Below are 22,701 nucleotides of genomic sequence, written 5' to 3' on the forward strand. Positions count from 1 at the left end.
CTGCTGCGGATTGCCGAGTCGGGGCGCCTGCAGTTCGTCGACCATGCGGTCGGAACCCGCCCGGACGGCGAATAGGCTGTGACGATGCCCGCAGCACGCCACTCGCAGACGGTCTCGCGCCTGCAACCGTTCAGCTCCACCATCTTCGCGGAGATGACAGCGCTCGCCGTGCGGACGGGCGCGATCAACCTGGGCCAGGGCTTTCCCGACACGGACGGCCCGAACGCGATGCTCGAGGTCGCCAGATCCGCGATCGCCGACGGTCTCAATCAATATCCGCCGGGTCCGGGGATGCCGGTCCTGCGGGAGGCCATCGCCGCCGACCGCGCGGCGCGATACGGCCTGGAGTACGACCCGGACACCGAGGTGCTGGTGACGGTCGGCGCCACCGAGGCGATCAGCGCGACCCTGCTCGGCCTGGTCGAACCGGGCCAGGAGGTGGTGCTCATCGAGCCGTACTACGACTCGTACGCCGCGGCCGTCGCCCTCGCAGGCGGCGTGCGCCGGTCCGTGTCCCTGGTCCCGGACGGCGACGGCTTCGCCCTCGACCTCGACGCGCTGCGCGCCGCGGTCGGCCCGAACACGCGGATGCTGGTGCTCAACACCCCGCACAACCCGACCGGCACGGTGTTCACGGACGCGGAACTGCGGGCCGTTGCCGAGCTCGCCGTCGAGCGCGACCTGCTGGTGCTGAGCGACGAGGTGTACGAGCACCTGGTCTTCGACGGGCGCACTCATACCCCCGTGGCGGCGCTGCCGGGAATGGCGGACCGGACGGTCACGGTGTCCAGCGCGGGCAAGACCTTCAGCGTGACCGGATGGAAGACCGGCTGGGTGTGCGGCCCCGCCGAGCTGGTGGACGCGGTCCGCGCGGCCAAGCAGTTCCTGACCTTCGTCGCGGGTGGGCCGTTCCAGCCCGCGGTCGCGCACGCGCTGACCCACGAGCAGGCGTGGGTGACCGGTCTGCGAGAAGACCTGCAGCGCAAGCGGGACGTGCTCAGCGGGGCCTTGCGCGAGGCGGGGTTCGGGGTGCACGCCAGCGGAGGCACCTACTTCGTGTGTGCGGACATCACCCCGTTCGGCACCACCGACGGCGAGGCGTTCTGCCGCGCGTTGCCGGAGCGGATCGGGGTGGCCGCGGTGCCGGTCAGCGTCTTCGCGGACCACAAGGCGCCGTGGAATCACGTGGTGCGCTTCGCATTCTGTAAGCGCGACGAGGTGCTCGCCGAGGCCGCCGAGCGCCTCATGGGGCTGGCGGGGCGGTGGTGACGCGGCGATGAGTCAGCGCACCATTCCCGCGGACTTCGTGCGCAGGGCCGCCGCCTTGGCGGCGAGCGGCGGGTTCGACATGTCCATTCCCCTTGCGGCCGCGGGCATCACCCTGCCCATGCTGCGCGACGAGAACGCACGGTTGACCGCCGACCAGCTGACACTGTTCACCCAGGCGGCCTGGCAGCTGACCGGCGACGAACTGTTCGGCCTCGGCGCGGCACCGGTGCCGCGCGGCACGTTCAAACTGGTCTGCCTGTCGCTGATCCACACCCCCGACCTCGGCAGCGCGCTCGAGCGGATGGCCGACGTCATGCGCGCGCTCCCTGGTCCGCCGCCGCTGCGGATCCGGACCGGAGAGTCGACCACCCGGCTCCAGGTCGTGATCCCCGGCGGGACGAAGCGCTGCCCGCAGCGACCGCGGACGCCGCCGACCGTCTGCTCACCGACTTCGAGCTGATACTCCTGCACCGGTTCGCGGCCTGGCTGGTCGGCAAGCGGGTCAAGCTGATCTCGGTGGAAGTGCCGTATCCGGCTCCGGATCCGTCGCTGGCCAGGAATTACGACGTGATCTTCGGCGTCAAGGTCACCTTCGGCGCCGACATGGCGGCACTCGAATTCGACAACGCCGTGATGCGTGCGCCGATCATCCAGACCGAGGAGACGCTGGAGGACTATCTGCGGGAGTCTCCGAATCTGCTTTTCTCCGAACGGGATTACGACAGCACGGCCTCCGCGCAGGTCCGCAAGGTTCTCGAGTCCGGGGTCAAGGGCCGCACGTCCACGGCCGACGACATCGCGGAGATGCTCTCGATCAGCGTCCCGCACCTGCGCCGGCTGCTGCGGCAGGAGGGCACCTCACTCAATCAGCTCCGGGAGGAGGTGCTCCGCGACGCGGCCATCTCCGGACTCGGCCGCGGCGAGTCCGTCGACGACCTGTCGGCGCGGCTGGGGTTCTCCGAGCCCAGTGCGTTCCGGCGCGCCTTCAAACGGTGGACCGGCGAGACCCCCGGCGCCTACCGCTAGCCGCCGAGCAGGCGCTCAGCTGACGCAGAACTCGTTGCCCTCGGGGTCGGCCATCGTGATCCACCACTGCGGACCCACCTGCCCGCGATGCAGGAACGTCGCGCCGCGGGCGACGAGGGCATCGGCCACCGCCTGCTTGTCCTCGCCGACCCGGACGTCGAAATGCAGCCGGTTCTTCACCGACTTCGTCTCGGGCACCACCTGGAACAGCACCCGCGGGCGTTCCTGATGCTCGGGGTCACTGATCGCAGCGCCCAGCTTCCAGACCAGGGTGCCCTCGAAGACCTGAGTGTCCTCCTCGGTGGCGTGCCCGGCCGCGACCATCCTCCGGATGAAGTCCTCGTCGCTCGGCTCGACCCGCCAACCGAGTGTCTCCGCCCACCACTTGGCCTGGGTGTGCGGGTCGGCGGCGTCCACTGTCACCTGAAATTCGTATCCCATGTCGCGACAGTACGACCGGGGACCGACAGTGTCCGGGGACTCAGGGCCTGACCAGGATCCTGATCGGATCGCCCTCGTGCTTGTCCAGCTTCTCGATGCCGACCAGGACGTCCTCCAGCGAGACGATCTCGCTGATCAAGCGCGAGACGTCGAGACGACCGCGGGCCAGCAGTTCCGCCAGGGTCTCGATGTCGACGTTCTTGTAGCCGAGATGGCCCTTGACCTGCTTCTTCGACAGCCCGAAGGCGGTGGTGGTGCTCAGGACAGCCTCCTGGTCGCTCAGCCCGACCACGATGAGCCTGCCGGCGACAGCGAGGCAGTCCAGCGCGCACGACGGCACCGTACGGCGTGGACACCGCGTCGGCTGGGGGTCCCGCCCTGGACGTAGTCCTTGGGGAGGATCGCCGCCTGATCGAACGGGACGTTGTCGGGGATCCGGGTCAACCCGCCTGCCTGCGCCACCGTGTACTCCGCCCAGGCGCCGTCGTAGGCGAACGCCATCAGCTGGATGTTCAAGCAGTTGGTGAGATCCCCACGCCTGCAGTTGCGGCACCGGAGGCAGGCCTTGCCCGCGGACGGGATGACCCGGTCGCCCACCGCCCAGCCCGCTACTCCCGCACCGAGTTCCGCGATGGTGCCGGACGCCTCGTGGCCCTGGGTGACGACCGGCAGCATCGCGGGGAAGGTTCCGTTGATCAGGCTCAGGTCGGAGTGGCAGATCCCGCAGTACTCGACCTTGACGAGCGCCTCCCCTGACCCGGCTCGGGTATCGGGACGTCCTCCACCACAGTCTTTTTGGAGTCGGCATGGAATCGTGCGGCGCGCATGGCCTCCGCCATGTTCGGCTCCCGTCAGCCGTGTTCGATGTAGGCCTCGAGTTGGTCGCGTTCACCCTGCAGCTCACCGATCCGGCTCTTCACCACGTCGCCGATGCTGACGATGCCGACCAGCTGACCGTCCACGATCACGGGCAGGTGCCGGATCCGGCGCTCGGTCATGGTCTCGGCGAGGCTGTCGACGCTGTCGGTCGGCAGACAGGCGAACACCGCCGTGGTCATGATGTCCCCGACCCGGTCGTTCAGCAGCTCGGCGCCACGCTCGTGGATGCGGCGCACCACGTCGCGCTCGGTCACGATGCCGACCACCTCGTCGTTCTCGACCACGACGAGGGCGCCCACGTTGTGCCTGGCGAGTTCGCCGATCAGCACGCTGACGGTGATCCCCGGCCCGACCGTCGCCACCGCCGGGCCCTTGTTCCGCAACACATCCGCTATTTGCATCTGGACACCCCGATCCATCCGCGCTCGGCTACCGCTGTGTCGATCATAGGCAGCCGGAAGCCCCGCCGACCATCAACGGACGAAGGAATCCGGGGCGCATCGCCGCCGGTCAGGCGACCGCAGGCCGGGACCTGTCGAGGGCGAGGGTGACGGCCAGCCCGCCGAGGACCGATCCCATCACGTAGCGCTGTACCCTCAGCCAGCCGGGCCTGGCGTCGAGGAGCGTCGAAATAGTTCCTGCCACAACGACTATCGCGGCATTGACGGTCAGCGCGACCGCGATCTGCACGCCGCCGAGACCGAGACTCTGGGCCCAGACCCGCCCCGCCGCCGGATCGATGAACTGCGGGATCAGCGCCAGGTACATGATGGCGATCTTCGGGTTGAGCAGGTTCGTGACCAGCCCCATCGTGAACAGGCGCGTGGCGGAATCGACGGGCAACCGCCGGGGTGCGAACACCGAGGCCCCGCCCGGCCGGAGAGCCTGCCAGGCCAGCCACCCCAGATAGCCGGCGCCCGCGAGCTTCACCGCGAGGTAGAGCTGCGGCACCGCGACGAAGACCGCCGAGATCCCCGCCGTCGCCGCCGCCAGGTAGCAGGCGAAACCGACGGCGACGCCGCCGAGTGAGATCAGTCCCGCGCGTCGGCCCTGGGTGACGCTGCGGGAGACGAGGTACATCATGTTCGGCCCGGGGGTGAGCACCATGCCGAGTGCGACCGCCGAGACCCCGAGAACTGCCGCGCCGGTGATCATGGCGATCAGGTTCGCACGGTCCGCGCACCGCTGTCGCGGGCCAGTTGCGCACCACTGGACCCACAACCCAAATGACACAGATCTGTGTCATCTCAGTCGGAACTGTTACAGTCCAGGGGTGCCACACGACACGCAGCTGATCTTCGCCGACCATGTCGGCCGCTTCTATGCGCGCCAGTACGGGTTCCCTCCGATGGCGGGGCGGCTGCTGGGATACCTGTTCGTCTGCGATCCGCCGCAGCAGACGATCGACGAGCTCGGCGACGCCTTGCTGGCGAGCCGCAGCGCTGTGACCGGCGCCGTCAAGCTGCTCGAGGGCTATCAGCTGGCGCGGCGGACCCGTGCCGCGGGCGAGCGGGTGGACCGGGTGAGCCTGGACCCCACGAGCCGGCAACCCCAGAACTTCGATTCCGCCGTCCACCGCGAGCACGCGGCCCTGTTCCGGGAGGGACTGGCGCTGCTGGCCGACGCCCCGCCCGACCGTCGGGCACCACTCGAGGAGATGGTCGCCCTTGCCGAGTTCCTCAGCGAGCGACTGCCCGCCCTGCGCGACGAATGGCACACACATCGCGACGAACTGCGCCGATCGGGAGCACTTCCCGCTCCCAACAACTGAGAGGTTGCCGATCATGACCGACTTCGACCTGTCCGCCCTGCGGGAGCGGGCCGAGAGCGGCGACGAGACCGCCCTCGACGAACTGATCCAGCTCGCAGTCGAGCTGGGCGACATGGACGAACTCCGGCGCCTCGCCGACGGCGGAAGCGCCGACGCGACCGACGAGCTGATCCAGCTGGCAGGCGAGCTGGGCGACATGCAGGAACTGCGGCGACTCGCCGATGGCGGGAGCTCCGACGCGGCCGACCAGCTCATCGAACTCGCCACCGAACGGGACGACCTGGACGAGCTGCGGCGCCTCGCCGACCTGGGCAACATCACCGCGGCCGAGCAGCTCGCGGAGCTCACCGCCGAATAGCACGACACTAGAACAATTGTTCGATGCAGGCGTAGAATTCCGCCCGTGGACATCGCAGTACAGGCGTCGCTGTTCGACGACGCGACCGAGGGGGCTCGGTTCGAGCCGCTCGGCGACAGCGTCCGCAGGCGTGTGCTGACGGCGGGCGCCTGGATCGACGTGCGACCCGGCTGGCTGCAGGGATCCGAGCGACTGTTCACCGATCTCGTCGACACCGTCCCGTGGCGGGCCGAGCGCAGGCAGATGTACGACCGCGTCGTCGACGTCCCGCGGCTGGTGAGCTTCTACGCCGAGGACGCCACGCTCCCCGACCCACTGCTCACCGAGGCCAGGACCGCCCTCGACGCCCACTACCGGCGCGAACTCGGCGAGCCGTTCGCCACCGCGGGCCTCTGCTACTACCGCGACGGTGCGGACAGCGTCGCCTGGCACGGCGACACCATCGGGCGCGGCGGCACCGAGGACACGATGGTCGCGATCGTCTCCCTCGGCGCCGCGAGGACCCTGGCCCTGCGCCCCCGCGGGGGCGGCGCCTCCCTTCGATACTCGCTCGGGCACGGCGACCTGCTGGTCATGGGCGGATCCTGCCAGCGGACCTGGGAGCACGCGGTCCCCAAGAGCACCCGCCCCACCGGACCGCGGATCAGCGTGCAGTTCCGGACGCGCGGCGTGCGCTGACCGCGCCCGCGAGCCGGTCGAGCTGGGTCGCGGTGGTGTCCCAGTCCAGGCATGCATCCGTGATCGACTGTCCGTAGGTGAGCTCGTCCGCCCGCCCGAGGGTCAGGTCCTGACGGCCCGCGACGAGGAAGCTCTCCAGCATCAGCCCCGAGATGCCCGCCTCGCCAGCCTCGATCCGTGCCGCGACATCGGTGACCACGTCGACCTGCTTGTTGTGGTCCTTGCGGCTGTTGCCGTGACTGGCGTCGATGACGACCCGCTCGGGCAGGCCCGCCTTCGCCAGCCGCGCCATGGTGTCGGCGACGGTCGCAGCGTCGTAGTTCGGGCCGTCGTCGCCGCCGCGCAGGATGACGTGGCAATCCGGGTTACCCGCGGTGCGGATCAGCGCTGACAGCCCGTTGAGGTCGGTGCCGGGGAACACGTGGCTCGCCGCCGCCGCCCTGGTCCCGTCGACCGCCACCTGCACGTCGCCCTCGGTCGAGTTCTTGATCCCGACCGGCATGGACAGCGCGCTGCAGAGCTGGCGGTGCACCTGGCTCGCGGCGGTCCTGGCGCCGATCGCGCCGTAGCTGACCAGATCCGCGATGTACTGCGGCGTGATCGGGTCCAGGAACTCGCAGCCGACCGGCAGGCCGAGCGACGAGATGTCCAGCAGCAGTTTGCGTCCCATCCGCAAGCCGGTATTGATGTCGAAGCTGCCGTCGAGGTGCGGGTCGTTGACCAGACCCTTCCACCCGAGCGTGGTGCGCGGCTTCTCGAAGTACACCCGCATCACGATGTGCAGGTTGTCGCGGTGCTGCTCGGCCTTGGCCGCGAGCCGGCGCGCGTAGTCCATCGCGGCGTCCGTGTCGTGCACGGAGCATGGCCCGACCACCACGATGAGGCGGTCGTCGCGGCCGTCGAGGATGTTCACGGTCGCGTCCCGGCCGCCGCGCACCGTCGCGGCGACGGCGGGGTCGACGGCGTGTTCGCGGCGCAGTTCGGCCGGCGCGGCCAAGGGACTGATCGAGACGGTGCGCTGGTCGTCGAGGCCGAGCACATCGGTGTCGATGGTGAGGGTCATGGGGGGTCCTGTTCGTTCAGGCCGACCCAGGAGAATGCGTGCACACCCGCGAGCCGGTCGATAGCGGCTCGGGGTGGAAGGAAGTCAGCGCGTGGTTACGCCGACCGGCCCACCCGGGGCCAGCCTGCTAAACCAGAAATATGCGCGCTGCATGGGGGCCACTGTAGCAGCGCCCCGCGACCCCGGTGTGAATGGTCACCGTAGTTGGCGGATGGTCACCAAGTTGGCGGAGTCGTCACGATAGTTGGCGGATGGTCACCTAGTTGGCGGATGGTTCGCCCGTCCGCTGGGTCGAATCGTCTGGATCCCTGTCTGCACGACTATCGATCCCCGGCTCCGCGGGCTCCGCTGGCGCCGGCGGATGCTCGGGCAGCGGGGTGTTCTCGGGGATCCCGAAGCCGGGCATGTCCCACCTCTGCGCCGACTCGGGTCCGGTGCCATCGTTTATGGCAAGTTCAGCGGCCTCGGGCACGCCGATACTCTGGAAACCTATCCGCTAGAGCACTATCAAACGCGGCAGCACGCTCGAATGAATCAATATTCGGATGCACGTGATCGCGTTCAAGGTGCGTCGTCATCAATCCTGCTGCCTCAGTGAAGTAACCATTGACGATGCACAAGATGATCGTCGCCCGTAGAACATCGGGGTAAATCCGGTCGTGCGAGGTTCCCGGGATCGGCTCCTCCGCCACCCAAATCAACTTCTCAAGCGAGTTGCGATCGTCGAACCATTTCGCAACCGCCCCGGATACGCGATTCTCAAACCACTGCACGGAAATCGGCACGTCCGCTTCAGTAATCACCCATGGCGCCTTCCCCACCAACTCCAGACCTGGCAGTTCGTTGAAAAACCGATAGTCAACGTACTCAAGGGAGGAGCTGTCCGGCCCACGGCCTTTAAGCAGTGCGTCCGATGGCATTGACCGTAGTATGTCACCTACCGCCGGAGATAACAGGAATGCAGTTCCCGTGCACCTCACGGCACCGTCCCTCGAAAAGCCAATAAGTGCCTGCACGGCAGCGAAGGTATGCGGAATGCCAACAGCATCACTCTTGAACCAAAAGGCACCCTCATTCCTCTCCACTAGGGGATCAAACGGCATGTACCCCGCACGCACCATTGCATCGGTCAATTCCTCTTTAACCATATTGGCAACACGGTCTCTTTTGCGAGCAGCCACAACCTACCCCTTTCAGGCGAGAGCCCCACCAGATCAATTCACCCTAGATATCAGAAATTCGCACTGTATGCCCACACTGCTAGCGCCTCCATAGCCAGCCACCATTCGATGTGAGGGGTCCGATTCGCGTGAGGAGCGCGCTAACCTGTTCCCGCACCGGATGCGATCTCGCCGACCTCGATCGCTAGTCCTCGTCCTCGTACTCCGGTTCGGGCTCATCCACCCATGCCTGATACCCCGGACTCGTCAGATGGAGGTGGATCGCGCTGGGGCTCATACTGAGTTCGACGACCACTTTGGGCAGGTCCCACCGGATAGTTGCCTCAGGTCCGGGCTCGGAGTACGTGGGAATCGGCAGGACGGGAATCAGTGCCGCAGTGAGATTCGCGAATCCTTCGTCCAGCAGCGGACGCACCACTGTCATGGGCGTAGCGTCATCTGCCACGTCCGTGACGTAGATCGAGATCCATTTCATTCTGTGCTGCCGCCCGTACATGTGCGCCTCTGGTCGGCTGACAGGAAGGTTCGTCCGAATCGAGCCGCCGCCTTCCCGGAGTTCGACGAGCTCCCATCCGGCTTGTGCGCAGAAGGATTCCAGGTCGTCGACGGCCCAGGTCCAGTCGAATTCTGCTGCGAGGCGGGCGATCCGGGTGGCGCCTTCGATGTCGACGTGCACGCGTGGATGCTACTTCCTTCTCGATCGTTGTTGACGACGGCCCAATCGCGGGGGCGTCGAGGTGAGGGCTGGCGGGTTGTCGGTCACCGGATGTGAGCGCCATAGGTCAGCACCTTGCCAGCCTCGCGTGGGTCGACGTCGGTGACAGTTGGTTGCGGCATGCTGATGCTGACGACCATCGACTGGTCGACCTTCTTGTCGGTGTTCGCGGGCCATACGAGGCCGGCGAAGGGCGCGAGGGCGGGCAACGCCAGCGCGGTCCACAGGTTCAGATTGTTCAGGTCGTTCAGGCCTGACGACATCACGTCGGTGATCCACCGTGGTGCCGCGATGGGCGTCGCGCCCACACCGGCTGCTGGTGTCGGCATGAGGGCCACCGCCGACCAACGCATCGGCGCCACACCAGCTTCGGCGACGCGGCACTCTCCTGGTGCGGTGCACATGTATGCGCGGATCAGTCTTCGGCGTCCTCGTCCTCTACTTCGTCCCATTCATCTTCGGGTTCGTCGGTCCATGCTTGGTGCTTGGGGCTGACGAGGCGCATGGTGACGGACCAGCGCCCAGCCGAGAGGATGATCACCACGTTCGGCAGATCCCAGCGAAGTTCCTTGACAATACCGGCGGTGACGGGGGTTCCCTCCCCGAACTCCGCGGCCATCGGCGCACTCAACTCACCCAGTAGCTCCGCCATCACCTCCGGCATGCTCGTACCAGGGTCGGCTACGTCGGTCACCTTCAACCGTATGATTTGGAGGGGTCCCCAAGTCAGTGACGCTCCCCCGCTGGGACGGTTGATGTCGAGGTTCGTGGTGAGGGTGGCTGCGTTGTCGGAGAAGCGCTCTGCTTGCCAGCCGGCGGCGGCGCAGAAACGTTCGAGGTCCTCGGAGTCCCACGTCCAGTCGAAATGGGCTGCCAGGCGCGCGGTCCGGACCGCGCCTTCGATATCGGCGTGCATGATCAGGAATCTACTGAACCACCCCGGGGTGGTTCACGCAGCCAAAGGAGGACCCGGTCGAGCGTTGAAGTCGATCACCAGCTGGGTGCACCCGCACGCGGCGTGTCAGGATCGACCGATGAGCAGCGCGAGTCAGATCAGCGAGCAGGCCGTCGTCTTGGCGGTGGACTACGGGCAGTTCAGCATCTCCGGCGGCCTCGGGGACTACGAGGACAATCTCGAACTGCTCGAGCAGGCACAGGCCGCGCAGCCGTCCGCAGGTAACGGCAACGCGCTCGTGGTGCTGAGCCCGCACCAGAACAACTTCGAGATGCCAACCTCGGTGCAGGTGTGGAACGGGCGCCCACCCGCGGACCGGGACGAGTGGCAGCAGGTCAGCGAGGGACGACTCCGGGTCTCCGAGGCGGGGCAGATCATGATCGCCTCACCCACCACCGGTGAGGTGTTCTGCGAGGTCCCCGAGGGGGACTATCTGATCGAGGTCAGCGGCCGCGGGTTCGTCAACTACGGCTGGCCCGGATCCACCACTCCCGGGGATGTGTGGCGAATTCGGATGTGGCCCAACGATGGCACCGAACCCGAGCCAGCGCAGATGTGGGTCATGCCCGGCTTCGGGGTCCCCGAGAACAGCCCGCGACCCGAACCCGCAGCGGGGCCAGTGGAATCGGACGAGCCGAAGTGGATCACCGTGTTCGAGCCCGGCGGCGGCAGCCGCATGGTCAGAACCTCCGAGCTGCGCGCCGAAGCCGCCGAGGCGCAACGGCAGGCGTGGGGTGGCGGTGACCCCATCCCCGAGATGCTCGAGTACAACGGCGGACAGTCCCTCACCAAGTACGACCGGGCACTGGTTCTCGCGCTCCTCGAGATGGATGGCGGCCGACTGCGCGAGATCGCGCGATGGTGCGCGAGCAAGGCGTACGAGTTCGCGGGCCTCGCCGACCGAACTTGGGTTGCACCCGCATTGGCCGCCCTGCACGCCGGCGAGCCGCTGCCCCCGCCGTTCGACGACATAGCGTCGGCGTTCGCGCACCTCGAGGCCGATCGCCGCAAAGAGGCGCCGGCCAGCGAGGGCTCTGGACAGGGTGTCTTCGTCACCTACTCGAGCGGCGAGTTCGACCCGTTCGACCACGGCCCGATCAGCCGCCCCTCCTATGCGCTGCCCACGATCTTCGCCGCCGCCGGCCCGGATCCGAGGCGAGCGGCGTTCGATGCGCTCTCCTCCGCCTCAGTCACTTTCCAACGGGACGCACGCGAACTGCACGCTCAGCTCCGGGAGACCTTCGGGATCGCTCCCGGGCCCGCGTAGCCGACCACTCCGATGGCGCGTTGGCGTCGCCGCTCCCCCAGTCGGGCGGCGAGGCCCTTTCCGATACCGACGTGACGCGCGTCGCGCCGGTGGCAGAACTGCCGCGCCCTACTCCGCGTTCCACGGCGCACTTTGCGGCCGCGGCCCGGCACGCTGCGGTAACGCGACGCCATGTGTCCTCGATTTCCAGAATGTGCCACTCCCATCCCCCTGTGTGTGGCACACGAGCCCCGCCGGATGCGCGACATTCGGCGGGGCTCGTTTCATGAGTGAGGCCGAGTTCGGTGCCCAAGGCGGCGCGCATCGTCGCACCCACATTCGTTCGGCCAACGAACAGCTCTGAACAATTGCCAACTTCGATGACAACGATTGCGACCGGTCGTGGTCAGGATGGTCGTCACACCGCAGGTCAGGGCGCCGGGAATTGCCAACTACGATGGCGATTCACAACCGTGCGTGTGATCGGTCACCACAGTTGGCCAATCGCCAAGACAGTTGGCCACTTCGTCAACATTGTTTGGGAACCGCGCAGGTGCTCACTCGACGGAACCCGCGTGGATGACCGTCAGCTCGCCGCGAGTGACGGCTCGTACGGTCGACACCTCCCATGACGCGGTCTTCGCCCATCGCTCGAACGCGAGCAGCCCGCTCCTGTCGGCGGTCGCGTAGTCCGCATAGTCCATCGATCCGGACGGTGCGGTGCCGGTGGTTCCCTCGGCAGTGAACTGAACTGCACCGGACTTGACCTGCCGGTACACGCGGTTGTCGAGGACCACGTCGTCGCCGGGCGCGAGGCCGGTCCCCTCGCACCGCGTCCACAGCGTCATCTCCAGTTCGCCCTCGTCGTACTCGACCGTGAGCCGGCGACGGCCGGTCGGGCCGTCGAGCAGGTGCTCGTGCCAGCGAAATCCCTCCTGGTCGAAGTTGATCGTGCCGCCGACGACGTGGTCGACACCGGCGTACGTGACGATGTCACCGACACCGATCCGGAGCGGGTCGTAGGCCTCCGAGTCGGCGGCGAGCGGATCGACCAGCGGTAGCGCACCGGGAGTGCTTGTGCGCCGGCCGAGGATGACATTCCCGGCGATCGAGACCAGAACCAACAGGGCGAGTAGAAGAATCACGACACCCATCCGGACAGTGTTCCCTTCTGAAATCTGCGCTACATTGACCCCAGGCAGCGCCTCGTGACAGGCCTGGGCTGCGGTGTTGACGTCGACCCGCCTCTCTACGCTCCGTGCGCAATCCTCGCGACGAGCGGATCGAATGCCTCCCTTACCCCGGTTGTTCTCTGACACCGGACGTTTCGTCCCCGCTCGAGACCGATCACCGCTGCGCCGCCTTGTGCAATTCAGCCCGACCGATCCCCTACTGCGGGCCTTCACCCACACAACAGAATGGAGTAGAAGCATGAGCACCTACGGAACCACCAGCGGCGCCGAGCGAGCGATCATCGAGACCATGCTCGACCGTAACCGCGAAGCACTCATCGAGACCGCACGTGGCCTGTCTGAAGCCGATGCCCGCCGACGCCTCGTCGCGTCGCTGACGACGCCGATCTCATTGATCAAGCATGCTGCTGCCGCGGAACGGATTTGGTTCCAACGGTTCTGGGCAGGGCTCGACGAATCCGAGTGTGATGGATACTCGCGCCGCGACGAGGGCACCTTCGCCGTCGCCGACGACGAGTCGCTAGCAGATGTCATTGCCGAATTCGAGCGCGCAAGCCAACGATCACGTGAGATCGCGTCCCGCTTCGATCTCGACGACACCAAGGACAACCCCGCGAGGGAAGCGTCAGCATGCGGTGGACGCTGCTCACCTTCATCCAAGAGTTCGCCAGGCACGCAGGCCACGGCGACATCCTCCGCGAACAGCTCGAAAAGGGGCCACTCCGTCAGCCGAACTCGTAGAGCTTCGGCGCTACCGGAGCACCTGCCCCAGCTCGCTGACCGCCTCATGCCATTTGTCGGTGATCGCAGCCGTTCACCCGGCGGATCGCGAACAATTGCCAACTATCGGGGTCGGATCAGAGTGAAATGACGGTCTCGATCGACGGCGCAGACACGTGCGGAGTCGCGGTGCTGAGCCAGAACCGGACCCGCCCATACCCCGACGCGACATATGCGGCGTTCCCGGAGGTCTGGTAGGCAGCCGGGTTCTCCCGGCTGTCCATCGGATACACGGTGCGACTGCCGGTGGCGCCAGTGTCGAGGTTCTCCCAGTGCACCGTCACCGCGATCATGCACTGGGTCAGCTGATGGGTCAGGTCCGGGACGAAGAACTCCGGGGACAGCAGGATGTAGGCCTCGCCGCCGGGCCATCCACTGGTCAGTCCCACGGTCATCGGGATACGGACGATGCCGCACCGACCGATGTCGTCCGACAGCGCCCACGTGTCCAGGGCGCGCGCCGGTGACGGCACGGGCGCCGCGCCTGCCGTTCCGAAGCCGAGCATCGTCGTCGCGGCCAGCGCGGCAACGCCGATCGCGCTGCGACCCCTGATGACCTTCCTCATGCTGTTCTCCCCCGTTCCGTGCTGAGCAGCACGACTGATACTGATCGTCCTCAAGCGCCACCAGTCAGTGCGGTCACTGCGAACAGTCGTCTGATCATCGATGACCCCCCACACCGGATTGACTGAATTCACTCGGTGTGTCTGTTTCCTCCCGCCCCGCGTTACCGAGCTCGGCCACGCTCCGGGTGCCCCACGGCTTCCCCGGCAAGCCGGATTCATGGCCTGGTGGCGTTCGTCCGCCGAAAGCGGCCGAATTCACGCAGCGGATCCGCGAACTAGGGCCAACTGTCTTGACCACGATCGCGAACGAAGTGGTCACGTTGTTGGCACACTGCGGGTCAGGTCCTCGGGAATCGCCAACAGCATTGGTGATTCACATCCTCCGGTGTGAACGGCCAACCCGCGGACCTCAAGAGCTGCCCGACTGCTGACTCGAGGGCGCCCACTCGCCCGTGCACAATGGCGCGGTGACGTCAGAGGAAATGCAGGGACCGGGGTACGGCGAGGATTTCGCCACCCTCGCCGCGTACGTGAAGGACTACCGCGCCGGTGGCTACGACGTCGACACCGTCACCGAGTCGGTGTGCGCACGATGCGGCGGACGGGCCTTCGAGATAGGCGTGGACGACGATGCGGGTTGCGCCGAACGGCTCTGCGTGGCCTGCGACGACGCCGTCCTGATCGCCGACAGCGTGGACCACTGGCCCGAGGCCGAACCGGGCCAGTGTGAATGCCCGTGCGGCGGTATGGAGTTCGCCATCGCCGTCGGCTTCGCCCCGGTCGGCGACGGGAGCGACGACGTGCGCTGGGTGAGCATCGGGCTTCGGTGTCTGCGAGACGGGATGCTCGGCGTGTACGCGGACTGGAAGATCGACTACAGCCCTCGGGCCACCTGCGAGGCATGGCGTAGGCGGGACAAACCCCGAAGGTCATCGCCAGTCGGAGCGTCGCGCCCGGCTGCAGGACGTCGCGGCTCAGTCGTGGAGAGTGACGTTGGGCAGTGGGCGGCCACTGGCGTCGAACAACACGGCTCCACAATCGCAGCGCTCGTCGGCCAGGGTCTCCGTCGCAGGCAGCTCCCAGACCAGCATCTCCGAGCAGTCCGGGCAGTTCAGGCTGACCAGGGTCTCTTCGGGTTCCGAGCCCCAGGCCCGCACCGGGATGCCCTGGTGCGTCAGCTCGGTCAGCTCACGCTCACCGGTCAGCGCGACCAGTACCTCGTAGGTGTCGGTGCCGCTGTCCCGCACCGCGAGCGTGCAGCCGAGATTTGCCAGTACACCGGACAGATGATCGAGCTGGCGGACCGGGAAATCACCGCGGCGCAGAGTCGGGTCGGTCTCGGCCGCGTGGTAGACGACGTCGGTGTCGACGGCCGTCGGCTCTACCCCGAAGGCACGTACCCGACCGGCCACGAACGCCGCCAGATGGCCTGGGTAATCCTCTCCGGTCCAGTCCATCCTGAACATCACACTGTCGACTCGGACCCCCTGGGTCCGCTCGGCGGGGGTCAGGACCAGGTCTTCCAGATCTGCCACGACGATCACGCTACCAACTGCCGGCGGGCAGGCCTGCGGTTGTAATGTCGTTGTCGTGCGAGACCAATGCCGGCCCCGCACCAGCTCTCGGGATCGCGGATTCGACCGCCCGATCAGATCACTGGCGGGCCAGCCACTCCGACAGTGATGTTCGCGCCAGCTGTGCACCACTGCCGGGCAGCAGGCTCTCGGGTCCGAGCACCGCCCCGAAATACCGCGCCTGGGGATCGGTGACCACCGTGCGCGGGTCTGAACGCGCGGCCAGCACGGTGCGGATCCACTGGTCCATGCCGAGCACTTCCGGACCCGCGACCTCGACGATGCCGCTCAGCGGAGCGCCTACCGCCGCGCGACCCACGGCCGGTGCCACCTCGTCCGCGGCGATGGGCTGCACACCGGCATCCGGGAGCCGCACCTCGCCGTCGACAGTCGCGGAATCGGCTATGCCACCGGCGAATTCGAAGAACTGCGTCGCGTGGACCAGCGAGTAGGGCAGGCCCGATCCCTTGATCAGATCTTCCTGCGCCAGCTTCGCCCGCAGGTACCCGGATTCCGGCAACCGATCCGTACCCACCACCGACAAGGCGACATAGTGTCCGACGCCGGCCGCGGCGGCAGCCTCGAGCAGGTTCGCGGTGGAGGTCCGGAAGAAGTTCATGACGTCGTCGTCGGCGAACGACGGCGAATTGGATACATCGACCACCACGTTCGCATCCTGCAGCGCCTCTTGGACGCCCTCACCGGTGAGGGTGTTCACGCCCGTGCTCGGTGCGGCCGGAACCGCCTGGTGGCCATCCTCACTCAATCGAGCGACGAGCTTCGAGCCGATCAGCCCGGTGCCGCCGACAACAACGATCTTCATGCTCATTCCTCCTACCTCGTCACACAGCCACAAGCTGGGTCGCGCGCGGGTCCGGTCCGCTCGGCACAAGGCAACGCAGGTGACTACGTCGACACGCACGCACCGCAGGACATCACGTTACCCGGCATCGCGCCCTCAGCCGGGGCGCCTGGTTCCGATCACGACGGTGGCGCCGGCCTCGTCCGAGCGGGCGACGCGGGGAGTCAGTCCACCGCGGGCAAAGGCGTCGACCGTGAGCGGCACCTGCCGTTCACTCGTCTCGATCAACAGGTGTCCGCCCGGCGCCAGCCAGCGGGTGGCGCCGGCGGCGACCTTTCGCTGGATGTCGACGCCGTCGGTCCCACCGTCGAGCGCCACCAGCGGCTCGTGGACACGGGCCTCCGGCGGCAGCATTCCGATCGAGCCGGTGGGCACGTAGGGCGCGTTGGCCACCAGGACATCGACCCGACCGCGCAGGGACCGGGGCAGCGGATCGTAGAGATCGCCCTCGTATACCCGGGCGTCGGCGGCATTGCGACGCGCGCAGCGGACGGCGGCCGGATCGACGTCGACCGCGTGCAGTTCGATGTCACCCCCGGCCGCGGTCAGCGCGACGCCCACCGCACCGGACCCGCAACAGAGATCGAGGACGACCGCCTGGTGGCGGGCGACGGCCGCCGCCTGACGGGCGAGGAACTCGGTGCGGCGGCGGGGCACGAAGACCCCGGGGTCCACGGCGATGCGCAGGCCGCAGAACTCGGCCCAGCCGAGGATCTGCTCGAGGGGCAGGCCGGCGACGCGGCGGTCCACCATGGCCTCGAGGTCGTCGGGGGTCGCGGCGGCGCCGGCGAGCAGGCGCGCCTCGTCCTCCGCGAAGACGCAGCCGGCTGCGCGCAGCCGGGTGACGATGGAGGTTTGCGGGCACAGCGATGAGATAGCAGACATGGGAACGCCTTTCGGGAAATTCCTATGGGCGCTCTCGCGATCACCTACGTCGGTCGGACCGCACACGGTGAGAGCACCCGGGTTGCCAAAACGGACACCGGTCTCACCTCCTCGGTCGGACGACTACTGCGGACGCGAACGATACCCGAGCCATCACGGAGCGGCCACCGATATACCGAGCTCCGTTTGAGCCGCATCACACTTGGTTGTGCACAATCTAACCGTGCACTACCTTCATTCTCGTGACCGATGAACTCGCCCTCGACCGGCAGGTGTGCTTCGCCCTCTACTCGGCCTCGCGCGCCGCCACCGCGGCGTATCGCCCACTCCTGGAGGATCTCGGCCTCACCTACCCGCAGTACCTGGTGATGCTGACGCTCTGGGAACGCGACGGCCGCGGGGTCCGCGAGATCTGCACGGAGCTCGGCCTGGACACCGGCACCCTCTCTCCCCTGCTCAAAAGGCTGGAGGGCCTCGGACTCATCGAGCGCCGACGTCTGAGCACCGACGAGCGTCGCGTGGAGATCCACCTGACCGCCGTCGGACGCACCCTGCGCGACCGCGCGCAGGACATCCCGCGCCGGCTCGCCGATTCCACCGGGATGTCCGAGCCGGAGCTGGCCGCCCTCCGGGAGGCCCTGGTCCGGGTCACCCGCGCATTACAGGCCTCGGCCCGACCTTGAACCACGCCAACCCATTCCCCACCCGAAGGAGAAACAGATGAAGACGCTCTATACCGCGGAGGCCCTCGCCACCGGCGACGGACGCAACGGCCACGCCCGCTCCTCGGACGGCAGGCTGGACTTTGATCTCGCCATCCCGGCCGCGATGGGCGGCACCGGCGACGGCACCAACCCCGAGCAGCTCTTCGCGGCCGGCTACGCGGCCTGCTTCCACTCCGCGCTGCAGCTGGTCGCCCGTCAGGCCAAGGCGAACGTCGCCGACTCGGCGGTCGGCGCCCGGGTCGGCATCGGCTCGCTCGACGGCGGCGGATTCGGCCTCGAGGTCACCCTCGAGGTGTCGCTACCGCACCTGGCTCGCGCCGAGGCCGAGGACCTGACGGCGAAGGCCCACCAGGTCTGCCCGTACTCGAACGCCACCCGCGGGAACATCGAGGTCACCCTCGTGGTTGCCGAGGCCGACGAATAGGCCTCACCGGCAAGAAGATCAGGACCGGCGGGCGAAGATCCGTTCCCACACGGCGGGATCGGTGCGCGGACCGCTCGGGGTCTCCGGCCCGTACCTCTCGATCTCGCCGTCGATGTCGAGGGGGCGGGTCGGCGGCATGCCAGGCACCAGCTCCTCCTCCACCCGGTCGTCCGGAACGAGCCAGCACACCTCGAACTCGATACCGTCCGGGTCCCTGGCGTACAGGGCCTTGGTCGACCCGTGATTGCTCGCACCGGTCAGCGCCCCTGCCTCGATGAGCTTCTCGCGCATCGACGCCAGGTCGGTGAGGGTGTCCACCTCCCAGGCGAGGTGGTAGAGCCCCACGTCGCCCTGGCGGGCACGGCTCGGCCCGCTCGGGCTCTGGAACAGGCCCAGGTCGTGATCGTTGGCCGAGTTCGCGGCCTGCAGGAAGGCCGCGCCAGGAAATCCCCCGGCAGCGGACGGAATCCGAGCACGTCCTGGTAGAACGCCAGGCTGCGCTCGAGGTCGGCCACGAACAACACGGCATGGTTCAGTCGGCGAATCGACATCTGTGTGCTCAGCTTTCGAATGAGTAGGTGACGCCGGTCAGCCGCTCGGACTCGCCCCACAGCGCCCGGGCCACCGTCTTGTCCCGCGACTTCGAAGAGGAGCCGACCACCTTGGGGTAGCCACGCTGCTCGAAGGGCCCGTCGGGCCCGAAGTAGGTGCCGCCCGCCACGTCGGCGGCCGTCGCTGCGTACAGCTCGGGCAGGGCTCCCATCTCCGCGCTCTGCGCCATCAGGTCACCGATGCCCATCAGTCGGTCCCAGATGGACTCGGTGTGCCCCTGCAGGCCGGTGGACGCGTATCCGGGATGGGCAGCAACGGATTTCACGCTCGACCCCGCCTGGCTCAGTCGACGGTCGAGCTCGTAGGCGAACATCAGGTTGGCCAGCTTCGACTGTCCATACGCCGGCCAGCGGCGGTAGGTGCGGCGCTGGTAGTTCGGGTCGTCGAGATCGATGCTGCCGAGCCGGTGAAAGAGGCTCGACATCGTGACGACGCGATCGGAGATCCGGTCGAGCAGCAGCCCGGTCAACGCGAAGTGGCCCAGGTGGTTCGTGCCGAACTGTGTCTCGAACCCGTCGGCGGTGGTGCCCTTCGGCACGGCCATCAGCCCCGCGTTGTTGATCAACACGTCGACCTTCTCGACGCCGGCGGCGAACTCGCGCACCGATGCCAGGTCGGCGAGGTCGAGGCGGCGGACCTGCGCGTTCTCCCCGATCTGGGCGGCAACGGCACCGCCCTTGTCGACGTTGCGACAGGCAAGGATCACAGTGGCTCCCGCCGCTCCCAGAGCGCGCGCGGCGACAGCACCCAGCCCGCTGTTTGCGCCGGTCACCACGAAGGTGCGGCCCTGCTGATCGGCAATGTCCTGTGCGGTCCACTTCACCATCAGTCCAGCTTACGACGAGTGCGGGCGCGGATCCGATGGATCCGCGCCCGCACCCGTGGTGCCGCTGTGCTAGTTCTGGCCGCTGTTGGCGCCCGTCGTCAGGGACGCGAACAGGGCCGCGAGGTCGATGGCGCTCGAACCGCCCCCGCAATCGTCATCCTCCGTGGGGGTCTGGTTCGTGCTGTCGCACGTCTGCGGCGGAGGCGGGGTCGGGGTCGCATTGGCGACCGCCGGGGCAGCCATAAGACCTGCGCCGACGAGGAACAGGCACGCGATGGAACGCCGAGTCATTCGTACTCCTGTGCAATCACATCCGGCCCCCATGGCGGTGCCGGCTCTCGATGCGCGAGACCCTACATATACGGACGTCCGTTCAGGGCGATTCTTCGAATATTGCTAAAACCCAGCAGATCTCGACGGCTACTGCATGCCGCTGGTGATCGTGCTGCCGCCGGCCGCACCGCCCGAGCTACCCAACTCGAGCAGGTCCGTGATCGATCCCGAGCCGGACCCGGAGCCGCCCGCGCACCTGTCGGGACTGCCCGAACCGCCTGCGCTTCCCGAGCTACCGGCGCTGCCCGTCCCGGCCTGGTCGCAGGGCTCAGGATCGACCGACTTCGGCGTCGAGACGAAGTTCAGTCCGGCCACATCGCCCGCCCCGAGATCGGCCGGCTTGCTCGTGGCGTCGAGAACGCAGTCCGCGGCGACGGTCGCCTCGACCTGGTACCCCGGTGCGGCGGTGTAGTTCGTGAACGAGTAGGTCCCGTCGGCCGCGGTCACCGTGGCAGCGACCTCAACGCCTGCGGGTCCGATCAGTTTCACGGGCACCCCGGCCGCCGGCGTCGCCGCGGCGCCCGGGCACCCGGTGACGGTGCCGGAGACATCGTTGGCCAGCGAGGCGAACCAGGTCTGATACACCGGCAGACCCGAGCGCTGGTAGTAGGTGAAGGTCAGCGTCTTGAGGGCCGCCGTCGGCTCGAACCACGCCGCGGCACCGGACGTGTCGCTCGCCCCGCGTTGCCGATCAGTTCGCCCGCGCCGTTCCACGCCGGCACATCCTGATCCGCCGGACACGGTGCCGGGCTTCCCCCGCAATAGTTGAAGGCCCCCTGAACCCGAGCCCGGCAGCAGGGACCGCGGCCCCCGTGGCGTCGGTCGCCGAGATGACGACGCGGTCCGCGTCGATGTCTCCGAGGACGAAGGTCCAGCCCGCGGTCGGCGTCGCGGCGTCGAAGGTGTACGTGGTGGTCGACGGCGACGTCGCGTTGTCGGCCTTCGGGTGCAGGTTGATGTAGCCCTTGCCCTGACTCGACCCGTATTTCGCGCCGACCGGGGTGTTCGCGTTGAGATAGGTGCTGGCACCGGATGGAATCTGCACCGGGGCTCGGGAGTCGCTGACGAAGGTCGCTGCGGGGAAACCGCCGCCGAGTGTCATGGTGCCGGTGAAGGCCTGGGTGGCGCCGCCGACCGTCAACGGCCCCCAGCCACCGCCACCACCATCCGCCGTGTCCGCGGCAGCGATCCCGGGCAGCATCAGCGCCCCTACTGCGGCGAACAACAGGCATGCACCAGAGCGTCGGGTCATACGGAACTCCTATGTAGTCGGATTCCATACCGCCCCCGACAGCGGCACACTAACGTGCTGGACCGTATCGCAATTCGACGGGCGCCGAGCAGAATCAGGCAGGAAAAGCATGACGGACAAGACACTTGGGCTGGCCGTGATCGGGACCGGCTTCGGCTGCATCACCCACGTACCGGCGTTCCGGGATGCCGGGTTCGAGGTCCGCGCGCTCGTCGGCCGCGATCGAGATCGCACTGTGGACCGCGCCGAGCGCATGGGGATACCGCACGCCGCAACCTCCCTCGACGAGGCCCTCTCGGTCGCGGACATCGACGCAGTCACCATCGCGACGCCGCCACACACCCATGCCGCGCTGGCAGTCGAGGCGGCCGAGCGAGGGCTGCATGTGGTGTGCGAGAAGCCGTTCGCGGCAGACCTGGCCGAGGCTCGGGCGATGCTGGCCGCCGCCGAGAAGTCCGACGTCGTGCACATGGTCGGCACCGAGTTCCGCTACGCGAGCCCACAGGCGCTGCTTGCCCGGCAGATCCGCAACGGGGCGATCGGCGCCCCGCGGCTCGCCACCTTCCTCATGCATCTGCCGCTGTTCGCCGCCGAGGGCAGCGAGGCGCCCGGCTGGTGGACCGACGCGAGTAGTGGCGGCGGCTGGCTCGGCGCGCAGGGCACTCACATGATCGACCAGATCCGTAGCACCCTGGGCGAATTCGAGATGGTCAGCGCCGGGCTGCCGGTCGTCGCCGATCGTGGGCAGAGCGCGGAGGACTCCTTCACCGTGCACTTCCGCACCACGACCGGAGTCGACGGCGTGCTGCAGAGCACGGTCGGCGCGTGGGGGCCGCTGCTGATGACCACCCGCATCGCGGGCACACTCGGCACACTGTCGATAAACGGCGACAAGGTGTTCCACGCCGACGCGACCGGTGAGCACGAGGTACCGATGCCCGCCGACCTGACCAACCCGGCCCCACAACCGCCGCCGCACGACCTCTTCCAGACCACCTACGACTGGATGCACTCGACCGGGCTGGATCGCGCCCCGTATGCCCGGCTCGCCGATGCGTTCCGCAGGCGCATCCTCGGGCAGGCCCCC

At 67.8% G+C, this 22,701-nt stretch carries 26 protein-coding genes and 4 pseudogenes; 10 read left to right on the forward strand and 20 right to left on the reverse strand.

From position 1 onward, the window contains the following. The first annotated feature begins 84 nt into the window (after window positions 1-84). Together BTZ20_RS21615 and BTZ20_RS21620 are read left to right on the forward strand one after the other, a co-directional pair. Window positions 85-1,269 carry a pyridoxal phosphate-dependent aminotransferase gene (locus BTZ20_RS21615; protein WP_077043893.1) on the forward strand — a complete coding sequence of 395 codons (1,185 nt, stop codon included), beginning with the start codon at window positions 85-87 and terminating at the stop codon, window positions 1,267-1,269. Between the two features lie 7 nt (window positions 1,270-1,276). Further along, window positions 1,277-2,295 (forward strand): annotated as a pseudogene (locus BTZ20_RS21620) (AraC family transcriptional regulator). Window positions 2,296-2,310: 15 nt separating this feature from the next. Here the strand turns inward: BTZ20_RS21620 and BTZ20_RS21625 are convergent. From BTZ20_RS21625 to BTZ20_RS21640, 5 genes are all read right to left on the reverse strand, one after another. Further along, window positions 2,311-2,736, reverse strand: coding sequence for a VOC family protein (locus BTZ20_RS21625; RefSeq protein WP_077042765.1), 426 nt, complete (start codon window positions 2,734-2,736; stop codon window positions 2,311-2,313). 40 nt (window positions 2,737-2,776) lie between these two features. Beyond that, window positions 2,777-3,028, reverse strand: a complete 252-nt coding sequence (locus BTZ20_RS29950) for a hypothetical protein (RefSeq protein ID WP_411269092.1) — start codon at window positions 3,026-3,028, stop codon at window positions 2,777-2,779. Then, window positions 3,016-3,591: an alcohol dehydrogenase catalytic domain-containing protein gene (locus tag BTZ20_RS21630; RefSeq protein WP_411269163.1), complete on the reverse strand. Its 576-nt coding sequence runs from the start codon at window positions 3,589-3,591 to the stop codon at window positions 3,016-3,018. The genes BTZ20_RS29950 and BTZ20_RS21630 overlap by 13 nt, the downstream gene beginning before the upstream one ends. Next, the gene (locus tag BTZ20_RS21635; RefSeq protein WP_077043894.1) at window positions 3,588-4,016 is read right to left on the reverse strand and encodes a CBS domain-containing protein; all 429 of its coding nucleotides are present in this window, start codon (window positions 4,014-4,016) and stop codon (window positions 3,588-3,590) included. The genes BTZ20_RS21630 and BTZ20_RS21635 overlap by 4 nt, the downstream gene beginning before the upstream one ends. 109 nt (window positions 4,017-4,125) lie before the next feature. Then, window positions 4,126-4,770 carry a LysE family translocator gene (locus tag BTZ20_RS21640; protein WP_077042766.1) on the reverse strand — a complete coding sequence of 215 codons (645 nt, stop codon included), beginning with the start codon at window positions 4,768-4,770 and terminating at the stop codon, window positions 4,126-4,128. A gap of 118 nt (window positions 4,771-4,888) precedes the next feature. On the opposite strand from BTZ20_RS21640, the gene BTZ20_RS21645 reads away from it, so the two are divergent. Genes BTZ20_RS21645 through BTZ20_RS21655 form a run of 3 tightly spaced genes read left to right on the forward strand, consistent with a single transcriptional unit; the run spans window position 4,889 to window position 6,422 of the window. After that, window positions 4,889-5,386 carry a GbsR/MarR family transcriptional regulator gene (locus BTZ20_RS21645; RefSeq protein WP_077042767.1) on the forward strand — a complete coding sequence of 166 codons (498 nt, stop codon included), beginning with the start codon at window positions 4,889-4,891 and terminating at the stop codon, window positions 5,384-5,386. Between the two features lie 13 nt (window positions 5,387-5,399). Continuing rightward, window positions 5,400-5,744 carry a hypothetical protein gene (locus BTZ20_RS21650; RefSeq protein ID WP_083742984.1) on the forward strand — a complete coding sequence of 115 codons (345 nt, stop codon included), beginning with the start codon at window positions 5,400-5,402 and terminating at the stop codon, window positions 5,742-5,744. Window positions 5,745-5,789: 45 nt separating this feature from the next. Further along, the gene (locus BTZ20_RS21655) at window positions 5,790-6,422 is read left to right on the forward strand and encodes an alpha-ketoglutarate-dependent dioxygenase AlkB (RefSeq protein WP_077042768.1); all 633 of its coding nucleotides are present in this window, start codon (window positions 5,790-5,792) and stop codon (window positions 6,420-6,422) included. Here the strand turns inward: BTZ20_RS21655 and BTZ20_RS21660 are convergent. The 5 genes from BTZ20_RS21660 to BTZ20_RS21675 all read right to left on the reverse strand — a co-directional run bounded on the left by BTZ20_RS21660 (window position 6,388) and on the right by BTZ20_RS21675 (window position 10,297). After that, window positions 6,388-7,485 carry a 3-deoxy-7-phosphoheptulonate synthase gene (locus tag BTZ20_RS21660; RefSeq protein WP_077042769.1) on the reverse strand — a complete coding sequence of 366 codons (1,098 nt, stop codon included), beginning with the start codon at window positions 7,483-7,485 and terminating at the stop codon, window positions 6,388-6,390. The genes BTZ20_RS21655 and BTZ20_RS21660 overlap by 35 nt on opposite strands. 455 nt (window positions 7,486-7,940) lie before the next feature. Next, entirely contained in the window at window positions 7,941-8,666 is a 726-nt protein-coding gene (locus BTZ20_RS26960; RefSeq protein ID WP_145982384.1) for a hypothetical protein, read from the reverse strand. A 184-nt stretch (window positions 8,667-8,850) separates the two neighbouring features. Next, on the reverse strand, window positions 8,851-9,342 hold the full coding sequence (locus tag BTZ20_RS21665) for a DUF6301 family protein (protein ID WP_077042770.1): 492 nt from the start codon (window positions 9,340-9,342) through the stop codon (window positions 8,851-8,853). A gap of 83 nt (window positions 9,343-9,425) precedes the next feature. Then, window positions 9,426-9,710 carry a hypothetical protein gene (locus tag BTZ20_RS21670; protein WP_145982385.1) on the reverse strand — a complete coding sequence of 95 codons (285 nt, stop codon included), beginning with the start codon at window positions 9,708-9,710 and terminating at the stop codon, window positions 9,426-9,428. Window positions 9,711-9,796: 86 nt separating this feature from the next. Continuing rightward, window positions 9,797-10,297, reverse strand: a complete 501-nt coding sequence (locus BTZ20_RS21675; protein WP_077042772.1) for a DUF6301 family protein — start codon at window positions 10,295-10,297, stop codon at window positions 9,797-9,799. Window positions 10,298-10,415: 118 nt separating this feature from the next. On the opposite strand from BTZ20_RS21675, the gene BTZ20_RS21680 reads away from it, so the two are divergent. Beyond that, complete coding sequence (locus BTZ20_RS21680) at window positions 10,416-11,603, forward strand: hypothetical protein (RefSeq protein WP_223263463.1); 1,188 nt, start codon at window positions 10,416-10,418, stop codon at window positions 11,601-11,603. Between the two features lie 536 nt (window positions 11,604-12,139). Here BTZ20_RS21680 and BTZ20_RS21685 read toward each other — a convergent pair. Beyond that, on the reverse strand, window positions 12,140-12,736 hold the full coding sequence (locus tag BTZ20_RS21685) for a DUF4178 domain-containing protein (protein ID WP_077042774.1): 597 nt from the start codon (window positions 12,734-12,736) through the stop codon (window positions 12,140-12,142). A gap of 277 nt (window positions 12,737-13,013) precedes the next feature. Between BTZ20_RS21685 and BTZ20_RS21690 the strand changes: the two are divergent. Next, window positions 13,014-13,516: pseudogene (locus BTZ20_RS21690) on the forward strand (DinB family protein). Window positions 13,517-13,632: 116 nt separating this feature from the next. On the opposite strand, the gene BTZ20_RS21695 reads toward BTZ20_RS21690, so the two are convergent. The 4 genes from BTZ20_RS21695 to BTZ20_RS21715 form a co-directional block, all read right to left on the reverse strand. Next, the gene (locus BTZ20_RS21695) at window positions 13,633-14,121 is read right to left on the reverse strand and encodes a hypothetical protein (RefSeq protein WP_077042775.1); all 489 of its coding nucleotides are present in this window, start codon (window positions 14,119-14,121) and stop codon (window positions 13,633-13,635) included. Window positions 14,122-15,095: 974 nt separating this feature from the next. Then, window positions 15,096-15,656: a hypothetical protein gene (locus BTZ20_RS21705; RefSeq protein WP_223263464.1), complete on the reverse strand. Its 561-nt coding sequence runs from the start codon at window positions 15,654-15,656 to the stop codon at window positions 15,096-15,098. 118 nt (window positions 15,657-15,774) lie between these two features. After that, a complete protein-coding gene (locus BTZ20_RS21710; protein ID WP_077042778.1) occupies window positions 15,775-16,518 on the reverse strand; it encodes an SDR family oxidoreductase in 744 nt (247 codons plus the stop codon). A 135-nt stretch (window positions 16,519-16,653) separates the two neighbouring features. Then, window positions 16,654-17,442, reverse strand: coding sequence for a putative protein N(5)-glutamine methyltransferase (locus tag BTZ20_RS21715; protein ID WP_077042779.1), 789 nt, complete (start codon window positions 17,440-17,442; stop codon window positions 16,654-16,656). A gap of 242 nt (window positions 17,443-17,684) precedes the next feature. Here BTZ20_RS21715 and BTZ20_RS21720 point away from each other — a divergent pair, with 242 nt between their 5' ends. Both BTZ20_RS21720 and BTZ20_RS21725 read left to right on the forward strand, forming a co-directional pair. Further along, the gene (locus BTZ20_RS21720; protein WP_077042780.1) at window positions 17,685-18,125 is read left to right on the forward strand and encodes a MarR family winged helix-turn-helix transcriptional regulator; all 441 of its coding nucleotides are present in this window, start codon (window positions 17,685-17,687) and stop codon (window positions 18,123-18,125) included. 37 nt (window positions 18,126-18,162) lie between these two features. Then, window positions 18,163-18,591, forward strand: coding sequence for an organic hydroperoxide resistance protein (locus tag BTZ20_RS21725; protein ID WP_077042781.1), 429 nt, complete (start codon window positions 18,163-18,165; stop codon window positions 18,589-18,591). 18 nt (window positions 18,592-18,609) lie between these two features. On the opposite strand, the pseudogene BTZ20_RS21730 reads toward BTZ20_RS21725, so the two are convergent. From BTZ20_RS21730 to BTZ20_RS21745, 5 genes and pseudogenes are all read right to left on the reverse strand, one after another. Further along, window positions 18,610-19,142: pseudogene (locus BTZ20_RS21730) on the reverse strand (VOC family protein). A gap of 8 nt (window positions 19,143-19,150) precedes the next feature. Then, window positions 19,151-20,029 (reverse strand): oxidoreductase, encoded by an 879-nt coding sequence (locus BTZ20_RS21735; RefSeq protein WP_077042782.1) that lies wholly within the window; start codon window positions 20,027-20,029, stop codon window positions 19,151-19,153. 69 nt (window positions 20,030-20,098) lie between these two features. Next, window positions 20,099-20,320 carry a hypothetical protein gene (locus BTZ20_RS26965; protein ID WP_145982386.1) on the reverse strand — a complete coding sequence of 74 codons (222 nt, stop codon included), beginning with the start codon at window positions 20,318-20,320 and terminating at the stop codon, window positions 20,099-20,101. A gap of 129 nt (window positions 20,321-20,449) precedes the next feature. Next, window positions 20,450-21,076, reverse strand: a complete 627-nt coding sequence (locus tag BTZ20_RS21740) for a hypothetical protein (protein ID WP_077042783.1) — start codon at window positions 21,074-21,076, stop codon at window positions 20,450-20,452. Further along, a complete protein-coding gene (locus tag BTZ20_RS21745; protein ID WP_145982387.1) occupies window positions 21,054-21,614 on the reverse strand; it encodes a hypothetical protein in 561 nt (186 codons plus the stop codon). Before BTZ20_RS21745 ends, BTZ20_RS21740 begins: the two co-directional genes overlap by 23 nt. Window positions 21,615-21,723: 109 nt before the next feature. Here BTZ20_RS21745 and BTZ20_RS29955 point away from each other — a divergent pair. After that, window positions 21,724-22,509, forward strand: a pseudogene (locus BTZ20_RS29955) (Gfo/Idh/MocA family protein); the annotation flags it as partial. Between the last annotated feature and the right edge of the window lie 192 nt (window positions 22,510-22,701).

The organism is Rhodococcus sp. MTM3W5.2 (assembly GCF_001984015.1).
GTDB lineage: Bacteria > Actinomycetota > Actinomycetes > Mycobacteriales > Mycobacteriaceae > Rhodococcus_G > Rhodococcus_G oryzae.

Bases quoted from the DNA above. Each gene is read 5' to 3' on its own strand.
- BTZ20_RS21615 (WP_077043893.1), top strand. From the start codon at position 85: ATGCCCGCAGCACGCCACTCGCAGACGGTCTCGCGCCTGCAACCGTTC.
- BTZ20_RS21625 (WP_077042765.1), bottom strand. From the start codon at position 2,736: ATGGGATACGAATTTCAGGTGACAGTGGACGCCGCCGACCCGCACACC.
- BTZ20_RS21635 (WP_077043894.1), bottom strand. From the start codon at position 4,016: ATGCAAATAGCGGATGTGTTGCGGAACAAGGGCCCGGCGGTGGCGACG.
- BTZ20_RS21640 (WP_077042766.1), bottom strand. From the start codon at position 4,770: ATGATCACCGGCGCGGCAGTTCTCGGGGTCTCGGCGGTCGCACTCGGC.
- BTZ20_RS21650 (WP_083742984.1), top strand. From the start codon at position 5,400: ATGACCGACTTCGACCTGTCCGCCCTGCGGGAGCGGGCCGAGAGCGGC.
- BTZ20_RS21660 (WP_077042769.1), bottom strand. From the start codon at position 7,485: ATGACCCTCACCATCGACACCGATGTGCTCGGCCTCGACGACCAGCGC.
- BTZ20_RS21670 (WP_145982385.1), bottom strand. From the start codon at position 9,710: ATGCCGACACCAGCAGCCGGTGTGGGCGCGACGCCCATCGCGGCACCA.
- BTZ20_RS21675 (WP_077042772.1), bottom strand. From the start codon at position 10,297: ATGCACGCCGATATCGAAGGCGCGGTCCGGACCGCGCGCCTGGCAGCC.
- BTZ20_RS21680 (WP_223263463.1), top strand. From the start codon at position 10,416: ATGAGCAGCGCGAGTCAGATCAGCGAGCAGGCCGTCGTCTTGGCGGTG.
- BTZ20_RS21685 (WP_077042774.1), bottom strand. From the start codon at position 12,736: ATGGGTGTCGTGATTCTTCTACTCGCCCTGTTGGTTCTGGTCTCGATC.
- BTZ20_RS21695 (WP_077042775.1), bottom strand. From the start codon at position 14,121: ATGAGGAAGGTCATCAGGGGTCGCAGCGCGATCGGCGTTGCCGCGCTG.
- BTZ20_RS21710 (WP_077042778.1), bottom strand. From the start codon at position 16,518: ATGAAGATCGTTGTTGTCGGCGGCACCGGGCTGATCGGCTCGAAGCTC.
- BTZ20_RS21715 (WP_077042779.1), bottom strand. From the start codon at position 17,442: ATGTCTGCTATCTCATCGCTGTGCCCGCAAACCTCCATCGTCACCCGG.
- BTZ20_RS21725 (WP_077042781.1), top strand. From the start codon at position 18,163: ATGAAGACGCTCTATACCGCGGAGGCCCTCGCCACCGGCGACGGACGC.
- BTZ20_RS21735 (WP_077042782.1), bottom strand. From the start codon at position 20,029: ATGGTGAAGTGGACCGCACAGGACATTGCCGATCAGCAGGGCCGCACC.
- BTZ20_RS26965 (WP_145982386.1), bottom strand. From the start codon at position 20,320: ATGACTCGGCGTTCCATCGCGTGCCTGTTCCTCGTCGGCGCAGGTCTT.
- BTZ20_RS21745 (WP_145982387.1), bottom strand. From the start codon at position 21,614: ATGACCCGACGCTCTGGTGCATGCCTGTTGTTCGCCGCAGTAGGGGCG.